The 22,923-nt window shown below is 71.4% G+C and carries 19 protein-coding genes; 8 read left to right on the forward strand and 11 right to left on the reverse strand.

Annotated elements, in window-relative coordinates; genetic code table 11:
- Position 1 precedes the first annotated feature (1 nt).
- A complete protein-coding gene (locus NAMU_RS28540; RefSeq protein WP_015749084.1) occupies positions 2-2,044 on the reverse strand; it encodes a PfkB family carbohydrate kinase in 2,043 nt (680 codons plus the stop codon).
- Between the two features lie 183 nt (positions 2,045-2,227).
- On the opposite strand from NAMU_RS28540, the gene NAMU_RS19635 reads away from it, so the two are divergent.
- The 5 genes from NAMU_RS19635 to NAMU_RS19655 all read left to right on the forward strand — a co-directional run bounded on the left by NAMU_RS19635 (position 2,228) and on the right by NAMU_RS19655 (position 7,694).
- Complete coding sequence (locus tag NAMU_RS19635) at positions 2,228-3,073, forward strand: class I fructose-bisphosphate aldolase (RefSeq protein ID WP_015749085.1); 846 nt, start codon at positions 2,228-2,230, stop codon at positions 3,071-3,073.
- Positions 3,070-4,239, forward strand: coding sequence for a Gfo/Idh/MocA family protein (locus NAMU_RS19640; RefSeq protein WP_015749086.1), 1,170 nt, complete (start codon positions 3,070-3,072; stop codon positions 4,237-4,239). The genes NAMU_RS19635 and NAMU_RS19640 overlap by 4 nt, the downstream gene beginning before the upstream one ends.
- A gap of 313 nt (positions 4,240-4,552) precedes the next feature.
- A complete protein-coding gene (locus NAMU_RS19645; RefSeq protein WP_015749087.1) occupies positions 4,553-5,317 on the forward strand; it encodes an ATP-binding cassette domain-containing protein in 765 nt (254 codons plus the stop codon).
- Positions 5,318-5,405: 88 nt separating this feature from the next.
- Positions 5,406-6,509 (forward strand): ABC transporter permease, encoded by a 1,104-nt coding sequence (locus NAMU_RS19650; protein WP_015749088.1) that lies wholly within the window; start codon positions 5,406-5,408, stop codon positions 6,507-6,509.
- 132 nt (positions 6,510-6,641) lie between these two features.
- Entirely contained in the window at positions 6,642-7,694 is a 1,053-nt protein-coding gene (locus NAMU_RS19655; RefSeq protein ID WP_015749089.1) for an ABC transporter substrate-binding protein, read from the forward strand.
- 91 nt (positions 7,695-7,785) lie between these two features.
- Here NAMU_RS19655 and NAMU_RS28545 read toward each other — a convergent pair whose 3' ends face one another.
- Positions 7,786-9,006: an HAD-IA family hydrolase gene (locus NAMU_RS28545; RefSeq protein WP_169312525.1), complete on the reverse strand. Its 1,221-nt coding sequence runs from the start codon at positions 9,004-9,006 to the stop codon at positions 7,786-7,788.
- A gap of 86 nt (positions 9,007-9,092) precedes the next feature.
- On the opposite strand from NAMU_RS28545, the gene NAMU_RS31515 reads away from it, so the two are divergent.
- Together NAMU_RS31515 and NAMU_RS19670 are read left to right on the forward strand one after the other, a co-directional pair.
- Positions 9,093-10,532 (forward strand): FGGY-family carbohydrate kinase, encoded by a 1,440-nt coding sequence (locus NAMU_RS31515; protein WP_015749091.1) that lies wholly within the window; start codon positions 9,093-9,095, stop codon positions 10,530-10,532.
- A gap of 56 nt (positions 10,533-10,588) precedes the next feature.
- Entirely contained in the window at positions 10,589-11,479 is an 891-nt protein-coding gene (locus NAMU_RS19670) for a tagatose-bisphosphate aldolase (RefSeq protein WP_015749092.1), read from the forward strand.
- Between the two features lie 34 nt (positions 11,480-11,513).
- Here NAMU_RS19670 and NAMU_RS19675 read toward each other — a convergent pair whose 3' ends face one another.
- The 4 genes from NAMU_RS19675 to NAMU_RS30615 form a co-directional block, all read right to left on the reverse strand.
- A complete protein-coding gene (locus tag NAMU_RS19675) occupies positions 11,514-12,503 on the reverse strand; it encodes a LacI family DNA-binding transcriptional regulator (protein ID WP_015749093.1) in 990 nt (329 codons plus the stop codon).
- Between the two features lie 89 nt (positions 12,504-12,592).
- Complete coding sequence (locus NAMU_RS19680) at positions 12,593-15,559, reverse strand: vitamin B12-dependent ribonucleotide reductase (protein ID WP_015749094.1); 2,967 nt, start codon at positions 15,557-15,559, stop codon at positions 12,593-12,595.
- A 123-nt stretch (positions 15,560-15,682) separates the two neighbouring features.
- Complete coding sequence (gene nrdR / locus NAMU_RS19685) at positions 15,683-16,219, reverse strand: transcriptional regulator NrdR (protein WP_015749095.1); 537 nt, start codon at positions 16,217-16,219, stop codon at positions 15,683-15,685.
- 338 nt (positions 16,220-16,557) lie between these two features.
- The gene (locus tag NAMU_RS30615; RefSeq protein ID WP_015749096.1) at positions 16,558-17,271 is read right to left on the reverse strand and encodes a LysM peptidoglycan-binding domain-containing protein; all 714 of its coding nucleotides are present in this window, start codon (positions 17,269-17,271) and stop codon (positions 16,558-16,560) included.
- 278 nt (positions 17,272-17,549) lie between these two features.
- Here NAMU_RS30615 and lexA point away from each other — a divergent pair, with 278 nt between their 5' ends.
- Positions 17,550-18,308 carry a transcriptional repressor LexA gene (gene lexA / locus NAMU_RS19695; protein ID WP_015749097.1) on the forward strand — a complete coding sequence of 253 codons (759 nt, stop codon included), beginning with the start codon at positions 17,550-17,552 and terminating at the stop codon, positions 18,306-18,308.
- A gap of 37 nt (positions 18,309-18,345) precedes the next feature.
- Here the strand turns inward: lexA and tatA are convergent, their stop codons facing one another.
- The 5 genes from tatA to NAMU_RS30620 form a co-directional block, all read right to left on the reverse strand.
- Complete coding sequence (gene tatA / locus NAMU_RS19700; RefSeq protein ID WP_015749098.1) at positions 18,346-18,657, reverse strand: Sec-independent protein translocase subunit TatA; 312 nt, start codon at positions 18,655-18,657, stop codon at positions 18,346-18,348.
- 222 nt (positions 18,658-18,879) lie between these two features.
- Positions 18,880-20,298 (reverse strand): GTPase HflX, encoded by a 1,419-nt coding sequence (hflX, locus tag NAMU_RS19705; protein ID WP_407669254.1) that lies wholly within the window; start codon positions 20,296-20,298, stop codon positions 18,880-18,882.
- A gap of 139 nt (positions 20,299-20,437) precedes the next feature.
- The gene (gene dapF / locus NAMU_RS19710; protein WP_015749100.1) at positions 20,438-21,283 is read right to left on the reverse strand and encodes a diaminopimelate epimerase; all 846 of its coding nucleotides are present in this window, start codon (positions 21,281-21,283) and stop codon (positions 20,438-20,440) included.
- A 4-nt stretch (positions 21,284-21,287) separates the two neighbouring features.
- Entirely contained in the window at positions 21,288-22,202 is a 915-nt protein-coding gene (gene miaA, locus NAMU_RS19715; RefSeq protein WP_015749101.1) for a tRNA (adenosine(37)-N6)-dimethylallyltransferase MiaA, read from the reverse strand.
- Complete coding sequence (locus NAMU_RS30620) at positions 22,199-22,909, reverse strand: class III extradiol ring-cleavage dioxygenase family protein (protein WP_015749102.1); 711 nt, start codon at positions 22,907-22,909, stop codon at positions 22,199-22,201. The genes miaA and NAMU_RS30620 overlap by 4 nt, the downstream gene beginning before the upstream one ends.
- Positions 22,910-22,923 lie beyond the last annotated feature (14 nt).

Genomic DNA, 22,923 nt, shown 5'->3' on the forward strand with positions numbered 1-22,923 from the left:
CTCAGGCCGCCGGTGGGCGCGCGATCAGCGCCCGGCCCTGGCCGTGCAACTGCCGGGACGGGCAACCGGCCGGCAGCAGGACGGTCGCCCCGGCCGGCAGGGCCACCCCACCGGCCGGACCTTCCAGGGCCAGCGGCCCGTCCACCACGATCAGCACGACGAACCCGTCGCCCAGGACGGCCCGGCCGGCCACGTCGATCCGCTCCAGCCGGAAGTACTCGTCCGCGGCCGCGGGCAGGCCGGCGGCCCGGTCGTCCGACCGGACGATCAACGCGTCCACCTCGGCCGGCGTCCGGCCGGTGCGCTCGACCGCCTGCAGTGCCTTGTCGAAGCCCAGACCCAGGTGACCGTCGACGGTTCCGTCCAGGTCGAAGTCCCGCCATTCCAGCAGGATGGACAGGTCCTCGGGCTCCTGCACCTCGGCCAGCAGCACCCCCTCGCCGATCGCATGCAGCACCCCCGGCGGCACGTAGACCCGGTCCCCCGGCGCCACCGGCACCCGGTGCAGCAGCTCGATCAACGTCTCGGTGTCCTGCCCGTCGACCAGCGCACGCAGCTCCGCCGGCTCGACGGTCCGGCGCAACCCGAGATGGACCTCGCCGCCGGCGAGGATCGACCACGCCTCCGCCTTGCCGTGCGCGGCGCCCAGCTCGGCGCGGGCGAACGCGCCGTCCGGGTGGGCGTGCACGGGCAGCCGCTGCCCGGCGTCCAGCAGCTTGACCAGCAGCTTGGTGTCCACCCCGTAGCGAGCCAGATGCGCTGCACCGAGCCAGTACTCGGGGTCCGCGGCGATCGCCGTGGCGAGGTCGGCGCCGTCCGGCAGCACGGTCCGGCCGGTGGGGTCCTGGCCGCGGACGCAGGTGGTGGAGCCGACCCAGTCCTCCGGGGTGTTGGGCGGCGGGGCGGCGTCGCCGCGGAAGGCGGCGATCCGCGAGCCGCCACGGTAGAACCGGTCGCGCGGCTGGTTGGCCGGCAGCACGATCGGGCCGGCCGGCGGGCGGGCGGGCCCCTCGTCGCCCAGCACCGCACCGGCCGCCGGTACCCTGGCGAGCACCTCGTCCGGGGTCGGTCGCCGGCCGGCGACCGCGGCGGCCGCGGCCCCGACGGCCACCAGCGCGGCGGACCGCGGGTCGGCGCCGCGGGCGATCGCCGCGAGCAGCCCGGCGGTGCAGGCGTCCCCGGCGCCGTTGGTGGTCGCGACGGTCTCGACGGCAATCGGCGCCTGCCAGCGCGCGGCGCCGGCCCACCGGCCGGCCAGTGGGGCCAACACCCGGCCGGCGGCCGCCAGCCGATCGGCCGATCCGGCCCGCAGCCGCACTCCCCCGGCGCCGGCCGAGACCGCGACGACCGCGGCGCCCCAGCCGATCAGCCGGTCGGCCAGGGTCTCGACCAGCGCCGGAGTGACCGGTTCGGTCAGCCGGAGGGCGGACACCAGGTCGTCGGCGCTGGGGCTGACGATGTCGACCAGCGGCAGCACCCGGGCCAGGATGGCCGCCCAGTCCAGCCGGCCGGCGGCCGAGTCCGGGTCGACCACGGCCAGGTCGATCGAGGTGGTCAGCCCGGCGGCCCGGGCCCGGCCCAGCAGCTCGACCAACGGCGTCCCGCCGTCGGTCAGCAGACCGGGCAGCAGCGACGGGTAGCCCACGTGCAGCAGGTCGGCGCCATCGAGATCGACCGAGGCGCCGGTGAAGTCGCAGTTGACGCCGGTGTGGTGCCAGAACGTGCGGTCGGTCCGCGGCGGTTCCAGGACCAGGCTGTAGGAGGTGGCGCGACCCGGGCAGGCGGTCAGCCGGCCGGTCACGCCGGGCAGCTCGGCGACCGCCCGCTGCGCATAGCGGCCGAGCTCGTCGTCGCCGGTCAGCGCGCTGGCCAGCACCGGAACGCCCAGGGCACCCAGCGCCCGGGCGGTATTGGCGACGCAGCCGCCCAGCTCCAGAGCCAACGGCCCGACCTCGATGAGCCGGCCGGGGGTGAGCTGAGCGGTGGGGCCCAGCTCGGGCGTCACATCCACGCAGATGTGACCGGCCACAGCAATGGTGTGCACGTGGAGCCTTCCTTCCTCGTCGGCGAGGTCAGGGGTGGGGAGACGGATGACGGGAGCGCCGGGTCCGGAAACAACGTTGTTCCGAGAGTCTAGACAACGTTGTTTCGTTCTGGCTACCCTTTGATTGCGACGGCATCCGACACCGACCGGGTGCCCCGATCCCCCCTCCTTGGAGTCCACGAGATGTCCCTGTTCCGACTCAACCGGCTGTTCAACCCCACCTCCGGGCGCGCCCTGGACGTCGCGGTCGACCACGGGTTCTTCGGTGAACCGTCCTTCATCGGCGGCATCGAGGACATGCCCTCGGTCGTCCGCACCCTGGTCGCCGTCGGCCCCGACGCGGTCCAGCTGACCATCGGCCAGGCCCGACACCTGCAGTCGGTGCCGGGCAAGGCCAAGCCCTCGCTGGTGCTGCGCACCGACGTGGCCAACGTCTACGGCAACCCGTTGGACGAGCACCTGTTCAGCCACCACGTGCCGTTCGCGATCGAGGAGGCCGTCCGGTTGGATGCGGTCGCCGTCTGCGCCAATCTGATGCAGCTCCCCGGCCACCCGGCCATCCGCGACGCCAACATCCGCTCGATCATGGCGCTGCGCGAGCAGGCCACCCGCTACGCCATGCCCCTGATGATCGAGCCGCTGGTGATGCAGGACAACGCCACCGCCGGCGGCGGGTACATGGTCGACGGCGACACCGCCAAGGTGGTCACCCTCGTCCGGCAGGCCGTCGAACTGGGCGCCGACCTGATCAAGGCCGACCCGACCACCGACCTGGCCGACTACGCCAAGGTCATCCGGGTCGCCGGCGGCATCCCGGTCCTGGTCCGGGGCGGCGGTCGGGTCGACGACCGGACCCTGCTGGAGCGCACAGTGGCCGTCCTGGACGCCGGCGCGAGCGGGATCGTTTACGGCCGCAACATCATTCAACATCCGTCGCCGGCCGGCATCACCGCCGCGCTGATGGCCGTGCTGCACGAGGGCATGGGCGTCGACGCCGCGCTCAAGCTCGTCACCGAGTACGCCAAGTGAGCCCGCAGACCGTCAACGTCGCCATCGTCGGCGGCGGGCTGATGGGCCGGGAGATCGCCGCCGCACTGCAGCGCTGGCCGGCGCTCATCGACCACCCGGTGCGGCCCCGGCTGACCGCCGTGTGCGACGTCAACCCGGCCGCGATGACGTGGTTCGACCAGATCGACACGGTCACCACCAAGGTCACGGACTACCGCGATCTGCTCGGCGACCCGACGATCGACGTGCTCTACGTGGCCGTCCGGCACGACCTGCACGAGCAGATCTATTGCGACGTCATCCGGTCCGGCAAGGACCTGCTGGCCGAGAAACCTTTCGGCATCGACCCGGCCGCCGCCGCCGCGATCATGGCGGCCATCGGCGAGCACCCGGAGAGCTTCGTCCGCTGCTCGAGCGAGATGCCGTTCTTCCCCGGCGCCCAGTGGGCGGCCGACTACGTGCGCTCCGGCGCGCTCGGCCCGATCATCGAGGCGCGCAACGCCTTCCTGCACTCCAGCGACCAGGACGTGCGCAAGGGCATCAACTGGAAGCGGCAGATCGCCACCTGCGGCGAGGCCGGTGTGCTCAACGACCTGGGCATGCACACCTGGCACCTGCCGCTGCGCCTGGGCTGGGCGCCGGACCGGGTCTACGGGGTGCTGCAGAACATCGTCACCACTCGGCCCGGCCCGGACGGCACCCCAGCGCCCTGCGACACCTGGGACAACGCCACCCTGCACTGCTGGAGCCGGCACGATGGCCGCGAGTTCCCGCTGACCACCCAGACCAAGCGGATCGATCCCGGGCAGAAGAACACCTGGGCGTTCGAGGCGATCGGGATCGACGGCGGCGTGCGCTTCTCCACCAAGAACCCCAAGGCGGTCGAAGTGTTCGGCGTCCGCGACATTCCGGGCATCGGTCGCGAGCAGATCTGGCACCAGCTCGACGTGGGCAGCCAGTCGGTCTGGCCGACCGTCACCGGCGGCATCTTCGAGACCGGCTTTTCCGATTCGATCCTGCAGATGTGGGCGGCATTCCTGGCCGAACGGGCCGGCGCGCTGGGCGACCAGTTCGGCACCGTACGGCCCGAGGAGGCCGCGCTGACTCACGAGATCTTCCGTGCGGCAATGACTTCCCAGCGCGATGGGGCCGCGGTCGCGGTCCGGCCGGCCGTGCCGGCGCCCTGACCGGCGGCTCGCGCCAGGCTCCACGCTCCGCCCGGCGGCCGTCGTCGACCCGACGACGGCCGCTTCGGCAACCCCGGAATCCGCTCTCCGAAATCGTCGAGAAAATGTCGATGACACCCGTGACATGGACCGGTTCGATGCTCTACAGTCATCTCAACGTCGAGGACCGACCGGGCACCGCAAGCTGACCGAGGTTGCTCGAAACTATCTGTGATGAAGGCCTTTCCGGTCGCAGCCGCGGCTGCGAGACCGGAGGCCGCAGCGTGACCCGTCCCGGGCCCCGGCCCGAACTACCCAAAGGTGGTGTAGTCACATGAGCCCGGTCCTCCAGGCCCGTGGACTGTCCCGAAGCTTCGGCAGCGTCCAAGCCCTGACCAACTGCGACTTCGACATCGAGCCCGGTGAGGTCGTCGCCCTGATCGGCGACAACGGCGCCGGAAAATCAACCCTGGTCAAGGCCCTCTCGGGCAACCTGACGCTGGACGAAGGTCAGATCGAGTTCGACGGCCGGCCGGTCACGATCACCTCGCAGCAGCACGCGTCCGCGCTGGGCATCGAGGTCGTGTACCAGGATCTAGCGCTGGCCCCGCACCTGGATCCGGCCCAGAACGTGTTCCTCGGCCGGGAGATCCCGGCCCGGGGGCTGCTGGGCCGGCTCGGCTTCATGGACAACCGCGCCATGCGGCGGCAGGCCAAGGCCGGCTTCGACGAGCTGGGCGCCACCATCCGCTCGATGGTCGCGCCGGTCGGCTCGATGTCCGGCGGCCAGCGGCAGTGTGTGGCCATCGCCCGGGCCGTGACCTGGGCGAACAAGGTCGTCTTCCTGGACGAGCCGACCGCCGCGCTGGGCGTCGTGCAGACCAAGAACGTGCTCGACACGATCAAGCGAGTGCGCGACAAGGGCATTGCCGTGGTCTTCATCTCGCACTCGATGCCGCACGTGCTGGAGGTCTCCGACCGGGTCCAGGTGCTGCGGCTGGGCCGGCGGATCGCGACCTTCCGCGCCGACCAGACCCATGTGGAAGAACTCGTCGGCGCCATGACCGGCGCCTTGGACCAGAAGGAGGCGGCGGCATGAGCGAGGCTTGCCGAGCGAATCATCAACCCAGCGGCGTCGCGCCCGGTAGGGTCGTGGAGCCTGCGAGCGAGCCGTCGGGGGCGGCGGCATGAGCGAGGCAACGGACTCCCCCACCGGCTCATCGACCAAGCCGTCCGTCGATCTCGGCGAGGACAACGGCCCGCTGCTCGCCCGGCTGTTCAAGCTGCAGTCCGTGTGGATCCTGTGCGTGCTCATCGGCATCTGCCTGATCTTCTCGCTGGCCGCCGGCAGCAAGTTCTTCGCGTGGTCCAATATCTCGACCATCACCCAGAACGTCTCGATCTGGGCCGTGCTCGGGGTCGGCATGACGTTCGTCATCATCACCTCCGGCATCGACCTGTCCATCGGCTCGGTACTGGTATTCTCCTCGGTGGTCTCGGCCAAGGTGATGGAGGCGATCGGTGGCGACGGCGTCGGCGTCGCGTTGGCCGGTGTGGTGGCCGCGGTGGCCAGCGGCATCTGCTGGGGCCTGCTCAACGGCGTGCTGATCGCCCGCGCGAAGATCCCGCCGCTGATCGTCACCCTGGGCACGCTGTCCATCGCGCTGGGCCTGGCCCAGATCATCACCGGTGGGCTGGACATCCGGGCCGTCCCGGACTCGCTGACCGACACCATCGGCTGCGGCCGCTTTCTGGGCATCCCGATGCTCACCCTGATCGCCCTGATCATCCTGGTGATCGGCGGGATCATCCTGCACAAGACGCGTTTCGGCCGGTACACGTACGCGGTCGGGTCCAACGAGGAGGCCGCCCGCCGGGTCGGCGTCAAGGTGAGCCGGCACCTGATCAAGGTGTACGGGATGACCGGAATGCTCGCCGGTTTCGCCGGGCTGCTCTCGCTGGCCCAGTACAGCACGACCACGATCGCCGGGCAGTCGCTGACCAACCTGAACGTGATCGCGGCGGTGGTCATCGGCGGCACGTCGATCTTCGGTGGTGAGGGCTCCATCTTCGGCACCGTGGTGGGCCTGTTCATCCCGGCCGTGCTGCTGTCCGGCTTCACCATCCTGGGCGTCACCCCCTACTGGCAGACCGTCGCCGTCGGCACCGTGCTGATCGCCGCCGTCTACGTCGACCAATCCCGCCGGGCCGCCGCCACCCGCGGCGCCAAGCCCCGGCGCAAGGCCAAGCCCGCCGCGGCCGCACCACCGAAGGCGCCCGCCCCGGTGTGAGCCGCGTGCCCGACTCCCTGCGCTGAATCCCGTTTCTGAGTAACCCATGTCGCTCCACCCGTCCGCGTCGCTGCGCGCACGGTCCCTTCCCCTACCCCACGAACCGGGCCCTCCCGTCGTGAAAGGAAAGCAATGAAGCGTTCCAAGGTCCTCACTGCCACCGCGGTCGGCGCGTTCGCCGTCATGCTCACCGTGGCGGGCTGCTCGTCCTCCAAGCCGGAATCCAGCGCGGGCACCTCGGCCGGTTCGGGCTCGGCCGCGGCGGCCACCGCCAGCGCCGCGACCGGGTCGGTGGCCGCGCCGACCAAGGCCGGCAAGGACTACAACGTGGCGTTCATCCAGGGTGTCGCCGGCGACGAGTTCTACATCACCATGCAATGCGGCATCGAGGCCGAGGCGGCCAAGCTGGGCGTCACGGTGAACACGCAAGGCGGCCAGAAGTTCGACCCGACGCTGCAGACCCCGATCCTGGACTCGGTCGTGGCCAGCAAGCCCGACGCGATCCTGATCGCGCCGACCGATGTCACCGCCATGCAGAGGCCGCTGGAGAACGCGGCCGCCGCCGGCATCAAGGTCGTCTTGGTCGACACCACCACCGAGGACCCGTCGTTCGCCGTCTCCCAAGTCTCCTCGGACAACGAAGGCGGCGGCGCCGCCGCGTTCAAGGCCATCAAGGACAAGAACCCCAACGGCGGCAAGGTGCTGGTCATCTCCACCGACCCCGGCATCTCTACCGTCGACGCCCGGGTGAAGGGCTTCGAGGACGCGGTCGGCAAGGATTCCACGTTCGACTACCTGGGCGTGCAGTACTCGCACAATGACCCGGCCACGGCCGCCCAGCTGGTCACCGCGGCCCTGCAGAAGGACCCCGACATCGTCGGCATCTTCGCCACCAACATCTTCTCCGCGGAGGGCTCGTCCACCGGCGTCAAGCAGGCCGGCAAGAGCGACCAGATGACGATCGTCGGCTTCGACGCCGGCCCGAACCAGGTCAAGGCGCTCAAGGACGGCACCGTCCAGGCGCTGGTCGCGCAGCAGCCCGCCACCATCGGCACCGACGGGCTGGATCAGGCGATCGCCTCGCTCGACGGCGGCACCATCACCCCCAAGATCCAGACCGGCTTCACCATCATCACGGCCGATAACGTCGACTCCTCGGATGCGGTCTACAAGTCCTCCTGCTGACCGGTGCCGGTCCGATCACCTCGGACCGGCCCACCAGTGACCAGGGCAGCGATCTGCTGCCGGGGCCCTTGGCGTTCGATCCGGGTCGCGATCAGCCGGTGGCGGCCAACCGCAGCGCCGATCCGTGCGGCACCACGGTCAGCCGGTCCAGTGCGTCCACGATCAGCTCGGCCCCGACCAACTCGTCCGCGGGGGCCGTGCCCAGGACCGCCACCACCCGGCAGCCGGCCGCCCGGGCCGACGCGATGCCGGCCGGCGCGTCTTCGAACACCAGGCAGCGCGCCGGGTCCACCCCCAGCCGCGACGCGGCCAGCAGATAGGGCTCCGGATCGGGCTTTCCGCGCATCACGTCGTCGAAGGTGACCATGGTGGCCGGGATCGGCAGCCCGGCGGCGCGCAGGCGCGCGGCCGCCAGCTCGCGGACGCCGGAGGTGACGATGGCCCGGCGCGACTCCGGGACGGACGAGAAGAGTTCGGCGGCACCGGGTATCCGGTCGATCGAGGGCGCGTCCTCGATCTCCAGCTGCCGGATCCGGGCCCGTCCGGCGGCTTGCGGATCGGGTCCGACCAGCTTGCCGACCAGGACGTCGGCCGGCTGTCCGTGATTGGCCTGCACCAGAGCCGGCGCCGCCCCGAACTCGCGGGCCAACCGGTCCCAGCAGCGAGCCACCGATGCGGTCGAGTCGGCCAGCGTGCCATCCAGGTCGAACAGCAGCGCGTCGACGTCGAGGCCGAGGATCGGCGCGTCCGGTGCGACGGGAATCCGGTCGCCCAGCGCCCGCCGGACCCGGAAAACCTGCTGTGCCGTGGTGAGGTCGGCGTCGACGGCCAGATGATCGACGGCCGGCGGCACCGGCGCGGGCCCGTCCGGCCGGTGCCGGTCGCGCTCCGCCGCCCGCTGCCCCCGCCGCCGCGCGAACAGCTCGGCATCCCCGCGGATCCACACCACCAGCGGGTCGGTCGGCGCCAGCGCGGTTCGGAGCCGGACCCACGCGTCACCGCCGGCCAATTCGGCGGTGAACGGGGCGACCAGCACTGCCCCGCCGGCGGTGGCCACCACCTGCGCGGCCACCGCCCGCAGCGCGGCGTACCGGCCGTCGCGGACGGCGGTGCCGTGGGCCGGCGAGAGCCAGTGTTCGGCGAGCAGCGAGACCGGCAACGCGTCGAGAAGCGGGTTGGTCAGGGTGTCCAGGTCGAGCACGGGCAGGCCCAATTCCTGGGCGAGAGCCATTGCCAAAGTGGACTTTCCGCTGCCGGCAACGCCGGCCACAAGCACGGTGGGCCGGATGAGGGCTTGACATTTGGGGGTCACCGATTCAGGATAGTCCCATCACGACACGCGTGTCATGGTTTTTCGAGACACGGATGTCATCCCCTTGGACGAGAGGCGCCACGCCAGTGTCGACGACTGCCCCGCTGCTCGCCGGTCTGGATCTGGGCAGCACCGGCATCAAGCTCCTGGTGGTCGACGCCGCCGGCGCCGAACTGGTGGTCGAGCAGGTTCCCACGCCCTGGCAGTCGGGCGCCGAGGGCACGGCCGAGTTGTCCGCCGATCGGCTGCTCGCGGCGGTGCACGAATTGCTGCGGGCCGCCGCGGCCCGGCTCGGCGACCTGGGCGGTGAACCGGTCGCCGCGATCGGCGTCTCCGGGATGGGCGAGAGCGGCATGCTGATCGACCCGCGGGGCACCGCGGTCCGGCCCGCCTTCGCCTGGTTCGACCCGCGAGGTGCCCGCCAGGTCGCCGCGTTCCCCCGTCCGGTGCGCGAGCAGTTCGCCGGACGCACGGGATTGCCCCTGGGCAGCCAGGTATCGGTGGCCAAGCTGGCCCTGCTCCGCGACGAGGGGTTGGCCCTGCGCGGGTTGCGCTGGCTCAACCTGCCCGAGTTCGTGGCCATGTCGTTGGGCGGCCGGGCAGTGGCCGAGTATTCGCTGACCTCACGGACCGGGTTGCTGGACCAGGACTCGGGCACCGCCTGGGCGCCGATGCTCGAGCACCTGGGGGTGACCGACACGCTGCTGCCGCCGCTGGTGACGGCCGGGACGGCTGTGGGCCACACCGATTCCACGCTCCCGGCGCCCTTTGCCGGGGCCGCCATCACCGTGGCCGGGCACGATCACCTGGTCGCCGCCGAGGCGACCGGCGCCATCCCGTTGGGCCACTACCACGTCTCGATGGGTACGGCCGAGGTGCTGCTGCGCGTGCTGGACGCACCGTTGGGCTACGACGCCCGGACCCGGCTGGCCGGCCGGCTGATCAACGAGGTCCGGCACATCGTGCCGGGGCGACACGTGCTGGTGGCCGGGGTCAAGACCGGCCTGGTGCTGCGGCGGGCCCTGCAGTTGTGCGGGATTCGCGACCGGGCCGGTCGAGACGGGCTGGATGCCGCGGTGATGGCCCTGCCGTACTCGGGATCGCTTCCGCCGGGCGGGATCTCGGTGACCGGCGCGCGCAACGACGACGGCGTGCTGCGGGTCGCCCTGCAGACCGACGACGCCACCCCGGCCGAGTTGTTCGGCGCCGTGCTGCGGCACAGCAACGACGAGATCGCCCGGCTCATCGAGGCCATCGACGCCGAGGTGCCCCCGGCGACGTCGGCGATGCTGACCGGTGGGTGGGTCGACATGGCCGCCGTGCAGCGCGCCCGCGCCCAGGTCCTGCCGACGTTCTCGGTCTCCGCCCGCACGCAGGAGACCGCCTTCGGCGCCGCCCGGATCGCCGCCGGCCTGCTTGCCCCGGCCGCCGCGGACACCCCCATTCCCGGGGCCCCGGCCCCCGGCACCGCAACGCCCGTCCCCGGCCGGCCGAGCCGGCGGCCCGGGCCCCCACCCGCCGCCTGACCCGGCGGCCCGCGCCGCCCCGCCCCCCGCCCCACGACCTCACCGGAGGAACCACCATGAACACCCTGACCACCCTGGAACGCCGCGGCATGAGCTCGATCTCCACGCCCGGCGGCCGCATGCTGATCGTCGCCGCCGATCAGCGCAACGGCATGAAGGCCGCCATGACCGACGCCCCCAACGGGGCCAAGGGCATCAGCACCGCCGAACTCGCGGCGGCCAAGTCCGATCTGGTGCAGTACCTGGCCAACCACGCGCCGGCCATCCTGCTCGATCCGGAGGTCGCGCTGCCGGCGATCGTCGACGAGGGCACCCTGGGTCGCAACACCGCCCTGGTCGTCGGGATGGACGCCTCCGGCTTCGAGACGGTCGACGGGCTGCGCTACACCCGTTACGTCGACGGCGTGACCCCGCGACGGGTCCGCGAGCTCGGCGGTGACGTCGCCAAGATGCTCTTCTACACCCGGCCCGACAAGCAGGGCCTCACCTCCGTGGTGGCCGACCAGATCCGCGAGCTGGTCGCCGCGTGCTCGGCCGAGGGGCTGCTGCTGATCGTCGAGCTGCTGACCTACCAGCTCGAGGACGAGTCCGACGAGGACTACCGCGCCGCCTTCGGCACGCTCGTCGTCGACGGCGCCAAGCTGGCCGTCGAGTGCGGGGCCAAGGTGCTCAAGCTGCAGTACCCGGGCTCGGCGCAGGCCTGCCAGGCGGTGACCGCGGCCGCCGACGGCGTGCCGTGGGCGGTGCTGTCGGCCGGGGTCGATCACGAGACCTTCATCGAGCAGGTCGCGATCGCCATGGCCAACGGGGCCAGCGGCGCGATGGCCGGCCGGTCCCTGTGGAAGGACAGCCTGTCGATCTCGTCCGCCACCCGGCAGGACTACCTGACCAACCGGGCCTTGCCGCGGTTGCGCGAGCTCAACGCGGTCATCGACGCGGCGAACTGACCGACCCGAGCGCCCCGGCCGGACTGAGTTGGCCTCAGCCGGCCGGGGCCGCCGAGCAGGACGCCCGTTCGATCAGGCGCACCGGGACGACGGTGCGCCGCCGGTAGCGCCGGTCGGGGGCGTCGAGCCGGTCGAAGATTCGTTCGGCGGCCAGTCGACCGAGCCGGTAGGGGTCCTGGTCGATCACCGAGACCGCGGGCGTCACCACGTCGGCCATCGGGAAGTCGCCGAACCCGACCAGGGCGAACTCGTGCGGCCGCAACGCCGGCAACAGCGCCATCGTGCAGCGGGCGTTGGAGGAGAAGACGGCGGTCGGCGGCTCCGGCAGGTCGCGCAACGCCGCCAGGGCATCGCGAGCCCCCGGACGGTCGCCCACCCCCAGGATCACCAGCTCCGGGCTCTCGGGCAGACCGGCCCGCTCCAGCGCGGCCCGGTACCCGGCCAGCCGCCCGGCCGCGGTGCGCAGGATCGGCTGCTCCCCCAGGAACGCAATCCGCCGGTGCCCGTGCTCGATCAGATGGGTGGTCGCCGCATCCGCGCCGCCCTCGTCGTCCTCGGTGAAGGAATCCGCGGCCAACTTGGCCGGTTGCCGGTCCACGAACACCACCGGCAGGCGGGTGGACCACACCGACAGGTACGACTGGTCGGCCGTGATCGGCGCCAGCACCAGCCCGCTCAACCCGCGCTTGAGCAGCCCCTCGACCATCGGCTTCTCCAGCTCCGGGTCCACCCCCAGGCTGGTCACCAACGTGAACATGCCCCGCTCGAAGGCCAGCGACTGGATCGAGTGGGTGATCGACGCGAAGAACGGATCGACGATGTCCGGCACGGCAATGCCGATCACCGGCGCGCGGCCGGCCCGCAACGTGGACGGCAGGTCGTTGGGTACGTAGCTCAGCTCCCGCAGCGCGGCCTGCACCCGTTCCCGCGTGTCCGGCAGCACATGCGGATCGTCATTGAACACCCGGGAAACCGTCTTGACGCTGACTCCCGCGCGCGCGGCAACCTCCCGCATCGTGCTCATCGTGTTCGTCCTTCACCGCGGTGGTCGGGCCGGTGGGCAAGCCCGGGTGACCGGCCGGGGCCCCCGGAGGGTACCCCGGCCGCCAACCGTCAGCTGCAGCCGCTGGTGGAGCCGCACCCCTCGCACAGGTAGCACGCTCCGGACGGGCGCATCTTGGTCCCGCAGGTGAAGCACAGCGGGGCATCGGCCGACTTACCGATCACCAGCTCCAGCAGCTCGGTGGACGAGCCCGCCTTGCCGGCATCCCGCGCACCGGCCGGAACCGCGCTCGGGGCACCGCTTTCCACCGCCGGCCGGACCACCGGGGTGGCGTCGACCGTGGTGCGCAGGTTCTCCACCAGGCCGTCGTCGGCGTCGTCGACCCCGGTCGGGGCCGGGCTCTCCGACCCGTAGTTGGTGGCGACCTGGGCCCGGCGCTCCTCGGCGGAGAAGATGCCCAGCTCGGCCCGGGACTCGACCGGCAGATAATCCAGCGCGATGCGACGGAACAGGTAGTCCATCACCGAGGTGGCGATCCGCACGTCCGGGTCATCGGTCATGCCGGCCGGCTCGAAGCGCAGGTTGGTGAACTTGGCGACGTAGGACTCCAGCGGAATGCCGTACTGCAGACCGACCGACACCGCGATGGAGAACGCGTCCATCACACCGGCCAGGGTGGAACCCTGCTTGCCCAGCTTGATGAACACCTCACCCAGGCCGTCGTCCGGGTAGGAACCGGTGGTCAGGTAGCCCTCGGCACCGCCCACGGTGAACGACACCGTCTGCGACGGACGCTTCTTGGGCAACCGCCGGCGCACGGGGCCGGTGACGACGGGCGCGGCCGGCGCGGCCGTCACCTCGGCCGCGGCACCGACCGAGGCGTCGGCGGACTTCTCGCCGTGGTTCTTGTTCGAGGCCGACAGCGGCTGGCCGACCTTGCAGTTGTCCCGGTAGATCGCCAGCGCCTTGAGGCCCATCTTCCAGCCCTGCTGGTAGATCTCGGCGACGTCGGCCACCGTGGCGTGCTCGGGCATGTTGACGGTCTTGGAGATCGCGCCGGAGATGAACGGCTGCACCGCCGCCATCATCCGCACGTGCCCCATCGGAGCGATGGACCGCTCCCCCATCGCGCAGTCGAACACGCTGTAGTGCTCGCGCCGCAGGCCGGGGGCATCGACCACGTGGCCGTGCTCGGCGATGTACTCGACGATCGCCTCGATCGACTCGGCCTGGTAGCCCAGTGACTTGAGCGCCCCCGGCACGGTCTGGTTGACGATCTGCATGGAGCCACCGCCGACCAGCTTCTTGAACTTCACCAGCGCCAGATCGGGCTCGATGCCGGTGGTGTCGCAATCCATCATCAGACCGATGGTGCCGGTCGGGGCGAGCACGCTGGCCTGCGCGTTGCGGTAGCCGTTGCGCTCACCGATGGCCACCGTGTCCTGCCAGACGGTGGTGGCCAGCTTGAGCACCGCACCGTCGTTGCCGCCGATGGAGCGGACGTAGTCGTTGGCCGCGGCGTGCTTGCGGATGACCCGCTTGTGCGCGTCGGCGTTGCGGGCGTAGCCCTCGTACGGTCCGACGACGCCGGCCAGCTCGGCCGAACGCCGGTAGGCGACACCGGTCATCAGCGAGGTGATGGCGGCGGCCAGCGAGCGGCCACCCTCGGAGTCATAGGCGTGCCCGGTGGCCATCAGCAGCGCACCCAGGTTCGCGTAGCCGATGCCCAGCTGCCGGTAGGCGCGGGTGGTCTCGGCGATCGGCTGGGTCGGGAAGTCGGCGAAGCAGATGGAGATGTCCATCGCGGTGATGACGAATTCCACGGCCCGCGCGAAGGTCGGCGCGTCGAACGTGCCGTCCTCGGACAGGAACTTCATCAGGTTCAGCGAGGCCAGGTTGCACGAGGAGTTGTCCAGGTGCATGTACTCGCTGCACGGGTTGGACGCGCTGATCCGACCCGACTCGGGGCTGGTGTGCCAGTCGTTGATCGTGTCGTCGTACTGGATGCCGGGGTCGGCGCACTCCCACGCGGCCTGCGTGATCTTGCCGAAAAGCTCACGGGCGTCGACGGTCTCGATGACCTCGCCGGTCTGCCGGGCACGCAGCCCGAAGCTCGCGCCCTCGTCGGTGTCGGCATCGACGGCGCGCATGAACTCGTCGGAGACGCGCACCGAGTTGTTCGCGTTCTGGTACTGCACGGAGATGATGTCGTCGCCGCCCAGGTCCATGTCGAAGCCGGCGTCGCGCAGCACGCGGATCTTGTGCTCCTCGCGCGCCTTGGTCTCGACGAACTCGGCGATGTCCGGGTGGTCGACGTCCAGCACGACCATCTTGGCCGCCCGGCGGGTGGCGCCACCGGACTTGATGGTGCCGGCCGAGGCGTCCGCACCGCGCATGAACGAGACCGGCCCGGAGGCGGTGCCGCCGGAGGACAGCAGCTCCTTGGACGAGCGGATCCGGGACAGGTTGAGCCCGGCGCCGGAGCCGCCCTTGAAGATCAGCCCCTCTTCCCGGTACCAGTTCAGGATCGAGTCCATGGTGTCGTCCACGGACAGGATGAAGCAGGCCGAGACCTGCTGCGGGGACTTGGTGCCCACGTTGAACCAGACCGGCGAGTTGAACGCGAACACCTGGTGCAGCAGCATCCAGGTCAGCTCGTGCTCGAAGATCTCGGTGTCCTGCTCGGTGGCGAAGTAGCCGTGCTCGACGCCGGCGGCGGTGTAGGTGGACACCACGCGGTCGATGAGCTGGCGCAGGCTGGACTCACGGGTGGGCCCGCCGACCGCGCCGCGGAAGTACTTGCTGGTGACGATGTTCGTCGCGTTGACCGACCAGAAGTCGGGGAACTCCACGCCGCGCTGCTCGAAGTTGACGGTGCCGTCCCGCCAGTTGGTCATCACGACGTCGCGACGCTGCCAGCTCACCTCGTCGTACGGGTGCACGCCGGCGGTGGTGAACAGCCGCTGCAGCGTGAGGCCCTGCGTTCCCCCGTTGGTCGCGGCGGCCTTGCTCTTGCGAGCCTTGGCCGACCCGTTCGAGCCGTTCGCCGAACCTGGTACTCCGATGGTCTCGGTCATGCGCTTCCTTCCCCTGAAAAGCATCCGTCTGAAGCAAATCTGCTGAGCGATCCACACCGAGGTGAGCCGCTGTCGAACCGAAGTGGGTCGGGCCCGTGACCCCGTGGCGGGGCCGGGCGCGGTCTAGGTGATGGGGACCGGCGGTGACCGGTCGGACGTCGGTGCGGTGCCACCGCCGGCGGCATCGGCCCCGGCGTCGGGAGCGATGGTGCCCGCATCCTGCTCGCGCATGCTCCTGATCTCGGCGGCGAAGTCGTCGGCCGAGGTGAACGACCGGTAGACCGAGGCGAACCGCAGGTAGGCCACCTCGTCCAGGTCGCGCAACGGTCCCAGGATGGCCAGTCCGACGTCCTGGCTCGGTAACTCGGCCTGGCCGGATCCGCGCACCGTCTCCTCCACCCGCTGGGCCAGCTGCGCGATCGCGTCCGGGTCGACCGGCCGGCCCTGGCAGGCCCGGGTGACCCCGGCGATGACCTTGCTGCGGCTGAACGGCTCGGTGACGCCACTGCGCTTGACCACCGACAGCAGCGCGCCTTCCAGCGTGCTGAACCGGCGCCCGCACTCCGGACACGAGCGCCGCCGACGGATGGCTTGTCCGTCGTCGACCTCGCGGGAGTCGATCACCCGCGAATCGGGATGGCGACAGAAGGGACAGCGCACGACGGCAACCTTCCCTTCTGTGTCAGATCGATTTGTCCCCAACCGGCGTCCGGGCTGTGGATCGCTCGTGTGGATGACCGGCTGGTGGATCGCTGTCGGACTGGCTCTGTGGATCGGCATGTGCACCACCGGTGGGCAACCGGCCATTCCTGTGGACAACTGCCCGATCGAGGTGGCACAACCTGTTGATATCTTACATCCGTGTAAGTACTAGATGTAGGGGTAGACGGTAGATCCGAGCGGATCGAAGCGCAAGCCGCCCCCGGCGTGTCGGATCACGAACTCCTGGTGTCCCCACTGATTGGGCACCGGCCGTTGACTGCCCAACGGCCGCGCGATCACCCCGCCGGGGCCGGCACGCGGAGCACCTCGCCGACCCGTACCAGGTCACCGGACAGATCGTTGAGCCCCCGGATGTCCTCGATGACCGCCCGTGGATCCCGATCCGGGGAGGTCGTGCTGGCGATGGACCACAGCGTGTCCCCGGGCCGAACGGTGACCTCGACCAGTTCGGTCCCGCCGCCGCCGAGCGCCCCGGCCAGTAGCCGCCCGGCCAGCAGGACCATCGTGGCCGCGACCAGCACGGTCAGGCTGAGCCGGCCCCAGCGACCGATGTTCCCGGCCGGGCCGGCCGTCCGCACCGGGCCGACCGCCTCGGCGACCCGGCGCACGGTCGCGACCGGTCGAGGCCCCTGGGCCGGCCCGAGCCCGACGCCCGCCGGGCCGACCGGGACGACGCGCCCGTGCCGCCGGAGCCGACGCCGGGACAGCTCACGCTCGCGCGCGGCCCGCGCCGAGGCGGTCCGCCGGGGCCGACGACGCCGCACCGCCGGCCCGCCGTCCTTGCCCCGGTCGTCCACGCCCGGACCGCTGGGTTGGGCGCCGGGGACGGCGACGGGGGCCTCGGACCGACCGTCCGACCCGGCGCCGACGGAAAGGGACCCGCCGGCCGGACCGACCGGGACTGCCGGAGCCAGCCAGCCGGTCGGGTCGACCTGCGGAAGCCGCCACGAGCGTTCGTCGACATCGTCGTGAAGAAGCTGCGTTCTCATTGCCACACCTGACCGATCCGCCGGACCAGAGGGGCCCGATCTGTCATCCGCCTGGCGTTCGAACCCCGATCGGCGCTCGAACGGACGTTCTATCGAACGTCTGCACGAGTTGTACCTCAGGGGTCTGACAGTGGGAAGATCTATCGGCGTGTTGATCGAACGGGTGTTTGAATTGTGACCAGGTGAACCCTAGGCTGGCCTGGACCGATCGGCGCGAGCGGGCGTCAGGTCTCATCAGTTCAGGCCGATTCAAGCCAGGTTCAGGAAGGCGCCGCATCATGACCGACGACGAGCAGGCAATCCCCACCGATGCGGATCCCGAGGTGCTCGCCGACGAGGCTGTCCCGGCCGACGGGGCGTCGGCGGGTGCCGAGGTCGTCGACTTCCCGGACGCGCCGGCCAAGCCCGGCCGGGTCCTGACGATGCGCCAGCACAAGATCCTGCAGGTCATCCGTGACTCGGTGGAGCGTCGCGGCTACCCGCCCAGCGTCCGTGAGATCGGGGACGCGGCCGGGCTCAAGTCGCCGTCGTCGGTCGCCCATCAGCTCAAGGTGCTGGAGAAGCGGGGGCTGTTGCGGCGGGACCCCAACCGGCCGCGCGCGGTCGACATCCGCCCGTTGGACGATGCGATGCCGGACACCGAGGCGACCCACCCGCTGCCCAGCCCGAGCTACGTGCCCGTCGTCGGCCGGATCGCGGCCGGTGGGCCCATCCTGGCCGAGCAGGCGATCGAAGACGTCTTCCCGCTACCCAAGGAGATCGTCGGCGAGGGCACGCTGTTCCTGCTCAAGGTTGTCGGCGATTCGATGATCGACGCCGCGATCACCGACGGCGACTGGGTCGTGGTCCGTCAGCAGCCGGTCGCCGACAACGGTGACATCGTGGCCGCGATGATCGACGGCGAGGCCACCGTCAAGACGTTCAAGCGCAAGGACGGGCACGTGTGGTTGATGCCGCACAACGCTGCCTACGAGCCGATTCCCGGTGACGAGGCCGTGGTCCTGGGTCGCGTCGTCACCGTGCTGCGCAAGCTCTGACCGACCCGCTCTGGCTCAGCCGCTCAGTGCAGGCCGCTCAGGGCCGCCGCTCGTCCACCGGAACCGGATTGACCACCGGGACCACCGGGGTGACGGGCGGCGGCGGGGTCGCCGCCAGCGGGGTCTGGCCGACGATCTGCGCGGTCGGCGTGGGCTGGGCCGCCGTCAGGTCGGTCTCCGTGGCGGCTCGCTTGGCCTGTTCGTCGTCGTGCATCGCGCCGACCTCGGACTTCAGAATCCGCAAGGACCGGCCCACGCTCCGGGCCGCGTCGGGCAGGCGCTTGGCGCCGAACAGCACAATGAAGACGGCAATGATGATCAACCAATGCCACCAGGACAGGCCGCCCATATCGAATGCCTCCTCGTTGTCGCGACCGGACGTCGCGGTGACCGCCCCAGCATTCCTCCTGGGACGGGCGGATAGATCGGAATCGCTAGTACTTCGTGGCCACGACCCCCACCGATTGCCCGACCGTGGCCCGGCAACGGGGAATCCCGCCCACGCTCAGGTTACCCGCGCCGCCACCCGCAGCCGGCGCGCGCCGTCCATCCGCGGCCGAATCGCCGGCGATCAGCCGGCCGCCGCGAACGGCGCCAACACACCGGCCAGGTCCGGGTAGACCCGCGCCTGCAGCAGCGTGCCGTCCGGGGTGTGTTCCTCGCCCAGCACCGTGCCCTCGGAGTGCACCCGGGACACCAACGCGCCCTCGCTGAACGGCATCAGCACGTTGACCGCGACGGCCGGATCGGGCAGCGCGGCGGCGATCCGATCCCGCAGCTCGTCGATCCCGGCCCCGGTCCGGGCCGAGACGAACACCGCACCGGGCAGCACGTGCCGCAGCCGGGTCAGCGTCATCTCGTCGGCGGCGTCGATCTTGTTCACCACGATGATCTCGGCCACCGATAGGGCGTCGATCTCGCCGAGCACCTCGCGCACCGCGGAGACCTGGGCCTCCGGGTTCTCGTCGGAGCCGTCCACCACGTGCAGCAGCAGGTCGGCGTCGCCGATCTCCTCCAGCGTGGAGCGGAACGACTCGACCAGCTGGTGCGGCAGGTGCCGCACGAAGCCGACCGTGTCGGTCAGCGTGTAGACGCGGCCGTCGGTGGTCCGGGACCGGCGGGTGGTCGGATCCAGGGTGGCGAACAGCGCGTCCTCGACCAGCACCCCGGCGTCGGTGAGCCGGTTCAGCAACGAGGACTTGCCGGCGTTGGTGTAGCCCGCGATGGAGACCGCCGGCACCGCGTTGGCCCGTCGCTGGGACCGTTTGGTGTCCCGGACCCGGCGCATGTCCTTCAGATCCGAACGCAACTGGGAGATCCGCCGGTGGATCCGTCGACGGTCGATCTCCAGCTTGGTCTCGCCGGGACCGCGGGAGCCGATGCCGGCGCCGGCGGCCACTCGACCACCCCGTTGCCGGGACAGCACGCTACCCCACCCCCGCAGTCGCGGGACCAGGTAGTTCAGCTGGGCCAGTTCCACCTGGGCCTTGCCCTCCCGGGACCGGGCGTGCTGGGCGAAGATGTCCAGGATCAGCGCGGTCCGGTCGACGACCTTGACCCGCAGCTTCTCCTCCAGGTTGCGCAACTGGCTGGGCGTGAGCTCGCCGTCGCAGATCACCGTGTCGGCGCCGGTGACCTCGACGATCTCCTTGAGTTCGGTGACCTTGCCGGAGCCGACGTAGGTGGCGCTGTCGGGATGGCTGCGTCGCTGCATGACGGCCTCGAGGACGACCGAGCCGGCGGTCTCGGCCAGCCGAGCCAGCTCGGCCATCGACTCCTCGGCCGCGACCGCGGTCGAGGCCGCGCCGGCCCAGACGCCGACCAGCACGACCCGTTCCAGCTGAAGCTTTCGGTATTCGACTTCGGTGATGTCGGTGAGTTCGGTGGACAGACCGGCCACGCGCCGTAGCGCGGCGCGGTCGGCCAGGTCCCGGTCGCCCTGGGTGTGTTCCAGGTCGTCGAACTCGATCGGCTCGTCCCGCAGCCGGATGGGCGCGCCGCCGTCACCGTCGTGGTGAGTGGGCTGGATTCGCACAGTTGGACCCTCTTTGTTCGTCATCAATGAATGCCAGGTCCAGCCTGCCATGCCGGCGGCCCGAATTTCCGGTCCTTTTCCGCAGGGCCGAATATCAGCGGTGGGCGGCCCAGAACTGCGGTTCCACCCGACCCTGGGCCACGATCACCGCGGGGCCGGTCAACATCGAGGTGCCGGGGGCGATGTCCACCGTGACCTGGCCGCCCGGCACGTTGACCAGGACGCGGCCCTGCGTCCGCCCGGCCGCGGCCAGCGTGGCCGCGGCCACGGCGACGGTGCCGGTCCCGCACGAACGGGTCTCTCCCACCCCACGCTCGTGCACCCGCATGGCCACCTCGCCCGGGCCCTGCGCGGTGACGAACTCGATGTTCACCCCGTCGGGGAAGACCTGCGGATCGAATTCGGGCGCGTGGCTCAGGTCCAGCGCGGCCAAGGTCGACCGGTCGCCGATGTCCAGGCAGACCAGGTGCGGATTGCCGACGTCCACCGCGATCCCGGCGAATGCCGCATCGCCGATCGCCGCCCGGGAGGCGACGCCCAGGGTGGCCGGTCCCATCTCGATCGAGACGTCGCCGCTGGTCTGCACATGGGCCACCCGGGGGCCGCCGCGAGTGCGGAACGGGATGCGGCCGGGCGCGGCCCAGCCGGCGTCGACCATGTAGCGAGCGAACAGCCGGGCGCCGTTGCCGCACATCTGGGCCAGCGATCCGTCGGCGTTGCGGTAGTCCATGAAGAACCCGCCGTCGGCGTCCGGCACCACCCGGATCACCCCGTCCCCGCCCAGCCCGGCCCGGCGGTCACACAGGGCGCGGACGCGGTTCTCGGTCAGATCCAGCTCGTCCGCGCGGTCGGGCAGCAGGACGAAGTCGTTCTCGGTGCCGTGCCCCTTGAGGAAAATGGGCCCGTCGGAATCGGCGGGGGCGGAGGGGGCGGCGGGCACCGGCTCAGCTTACGGATGTGGCGGCGATCGCCTCCAACGCCCGATCGAGCAGATCGGCTCGATCCGCCGCCACCTCGATCATTCGATGGTCGCGCCGGAACCAGGACCGCTGCCGGCGCACGAAGCGCCGGGTCGCCTGGGTGGTCTGCGCGATGGCATCCGGCACGGTGGAGGTGCCGTCCAGCACGGCCAGGAACTGCGCGTATCCCAGCGCCCGGGAGGCCGTCACCCCCTGACGCAGGCCCCGCGTCGCCAATTGCCGGACCTCGTCGAGCAGGCCGAGCTCGACCATCCGCTGCACCCGGTCGGCCAGCCGGACGTCCAACCCGGCGGTCTCCCGGTCCAGCAGCAGTTGGACCGCGTCGAACGCGGGGGCCCCGTACCGGGGCATCGTCGCGCTGAACGGGCGCCCGGTCAGCTCGATCACCTCCAGCGCGCGGACGATCTTGCGCCCGTTGGCCGGGCCGATGCTCAGCGCCGCATCCGGGTCCACCTCCCGGAGCCGCTCGGCCAGCGCGGCCGGGCCGAGGACGGCAAGCTCGTCCTCCAACCGGGATCGCACGGCCGGGTCGGTCGCCGGGAACTCGATCGAGTCGACCACGGCCCGGATGTACAGGCCCGACCCGCCGACCAGCAGCGGAGTGCGGCCGCGGGCCAGGATGTCCTGGACCAGCGCCCCCGCGTCGCGTTGGTAGGCGGCGACGGTCGCGGTCTGGGTCACCTCCAGCACGTCGAGCAAATGGTGCGGCACACCGCGACGCTCGGCCGGCGGCAACTTGGCCGTGCCGATGTCCATACCCCGGTACAGCTGCATGGAGTCGGCGTTGATCACCTCGCCGTCGAGCCGTTCGGCCAGGTCCAGGGCGAGTTCGGACTTGCCGGTGCCGGTCGGGCCGGCGACCACCACCAGCCGGCTCACCCCCGGCTCCAACGCCAGCCGGCCACCAGGTAGCCCACCCCGTACGGGTGCGCGCCGTAGAGCAGCTCGGCGCCGGTCGGCGGCTCGGCCACGGTCAGCAGGGCCAGCACGCGCAGCGGGTCGGTGACGGCCAGCAGCTGCCGCCCGAGGTCGCGGTCGGCGCAGGCCCGGGCCAGGGCCGCCGGGTCGCCGTCGCCCAGGGCGGCGGCCAGCGCATCGTCGAACTCGGCGCTGCGGTCGTCCCGCCGGCCCGGGGCGTGCTCACCGTGGGCGGCGGCGCCGTCGGCCACCACCAACAAGCCGATCCGGGACTCGTCCTCGGGGGCGGTGATCAGGGCGGCCGCGGCGGCCGGGTCGGTGCCGGTCTCCACCATCAGCACGCGGGTCAGGTCCAGCTCCGGCCGGGCCCGGCGCAGCACGGCCGCCCCGACGATGCTGCCCACCGCCGGATCGATCACCGGCGGTGCACCGTCGCCCAGATCCCGACGGCGCAGCGGCGACCCGCCCGGCACCGTGCCGGGCGGCAGCCGACGGGCCGGCGACGGCCATCGCGCGGCGCTGACCAGCACGATCCGGTCGGCCCCGGACAGCCCGCCCACCGCCTGCCGGCAGGCGGCCGTCAGCTCGGAGGTACGCGCGGCGATCGGGTCGGCCACCCCGGGCACCAGAAACGGCGCCCCCGGCACGACGGCGGCAGCGACGATCACGACTGGCTCACGCC

Origin of the sequence: Nakamurella multipartita DSM 44233, from assembly GCF_000024365.1 — a bacterium.
Taxonomy (GTDB): domain Bacteria; phylum Actinomycetota; class Actinomycetes; order Mycobacteriales; family Nakamurellaceae; genus Nakamurella; species Nakamurella multipartita.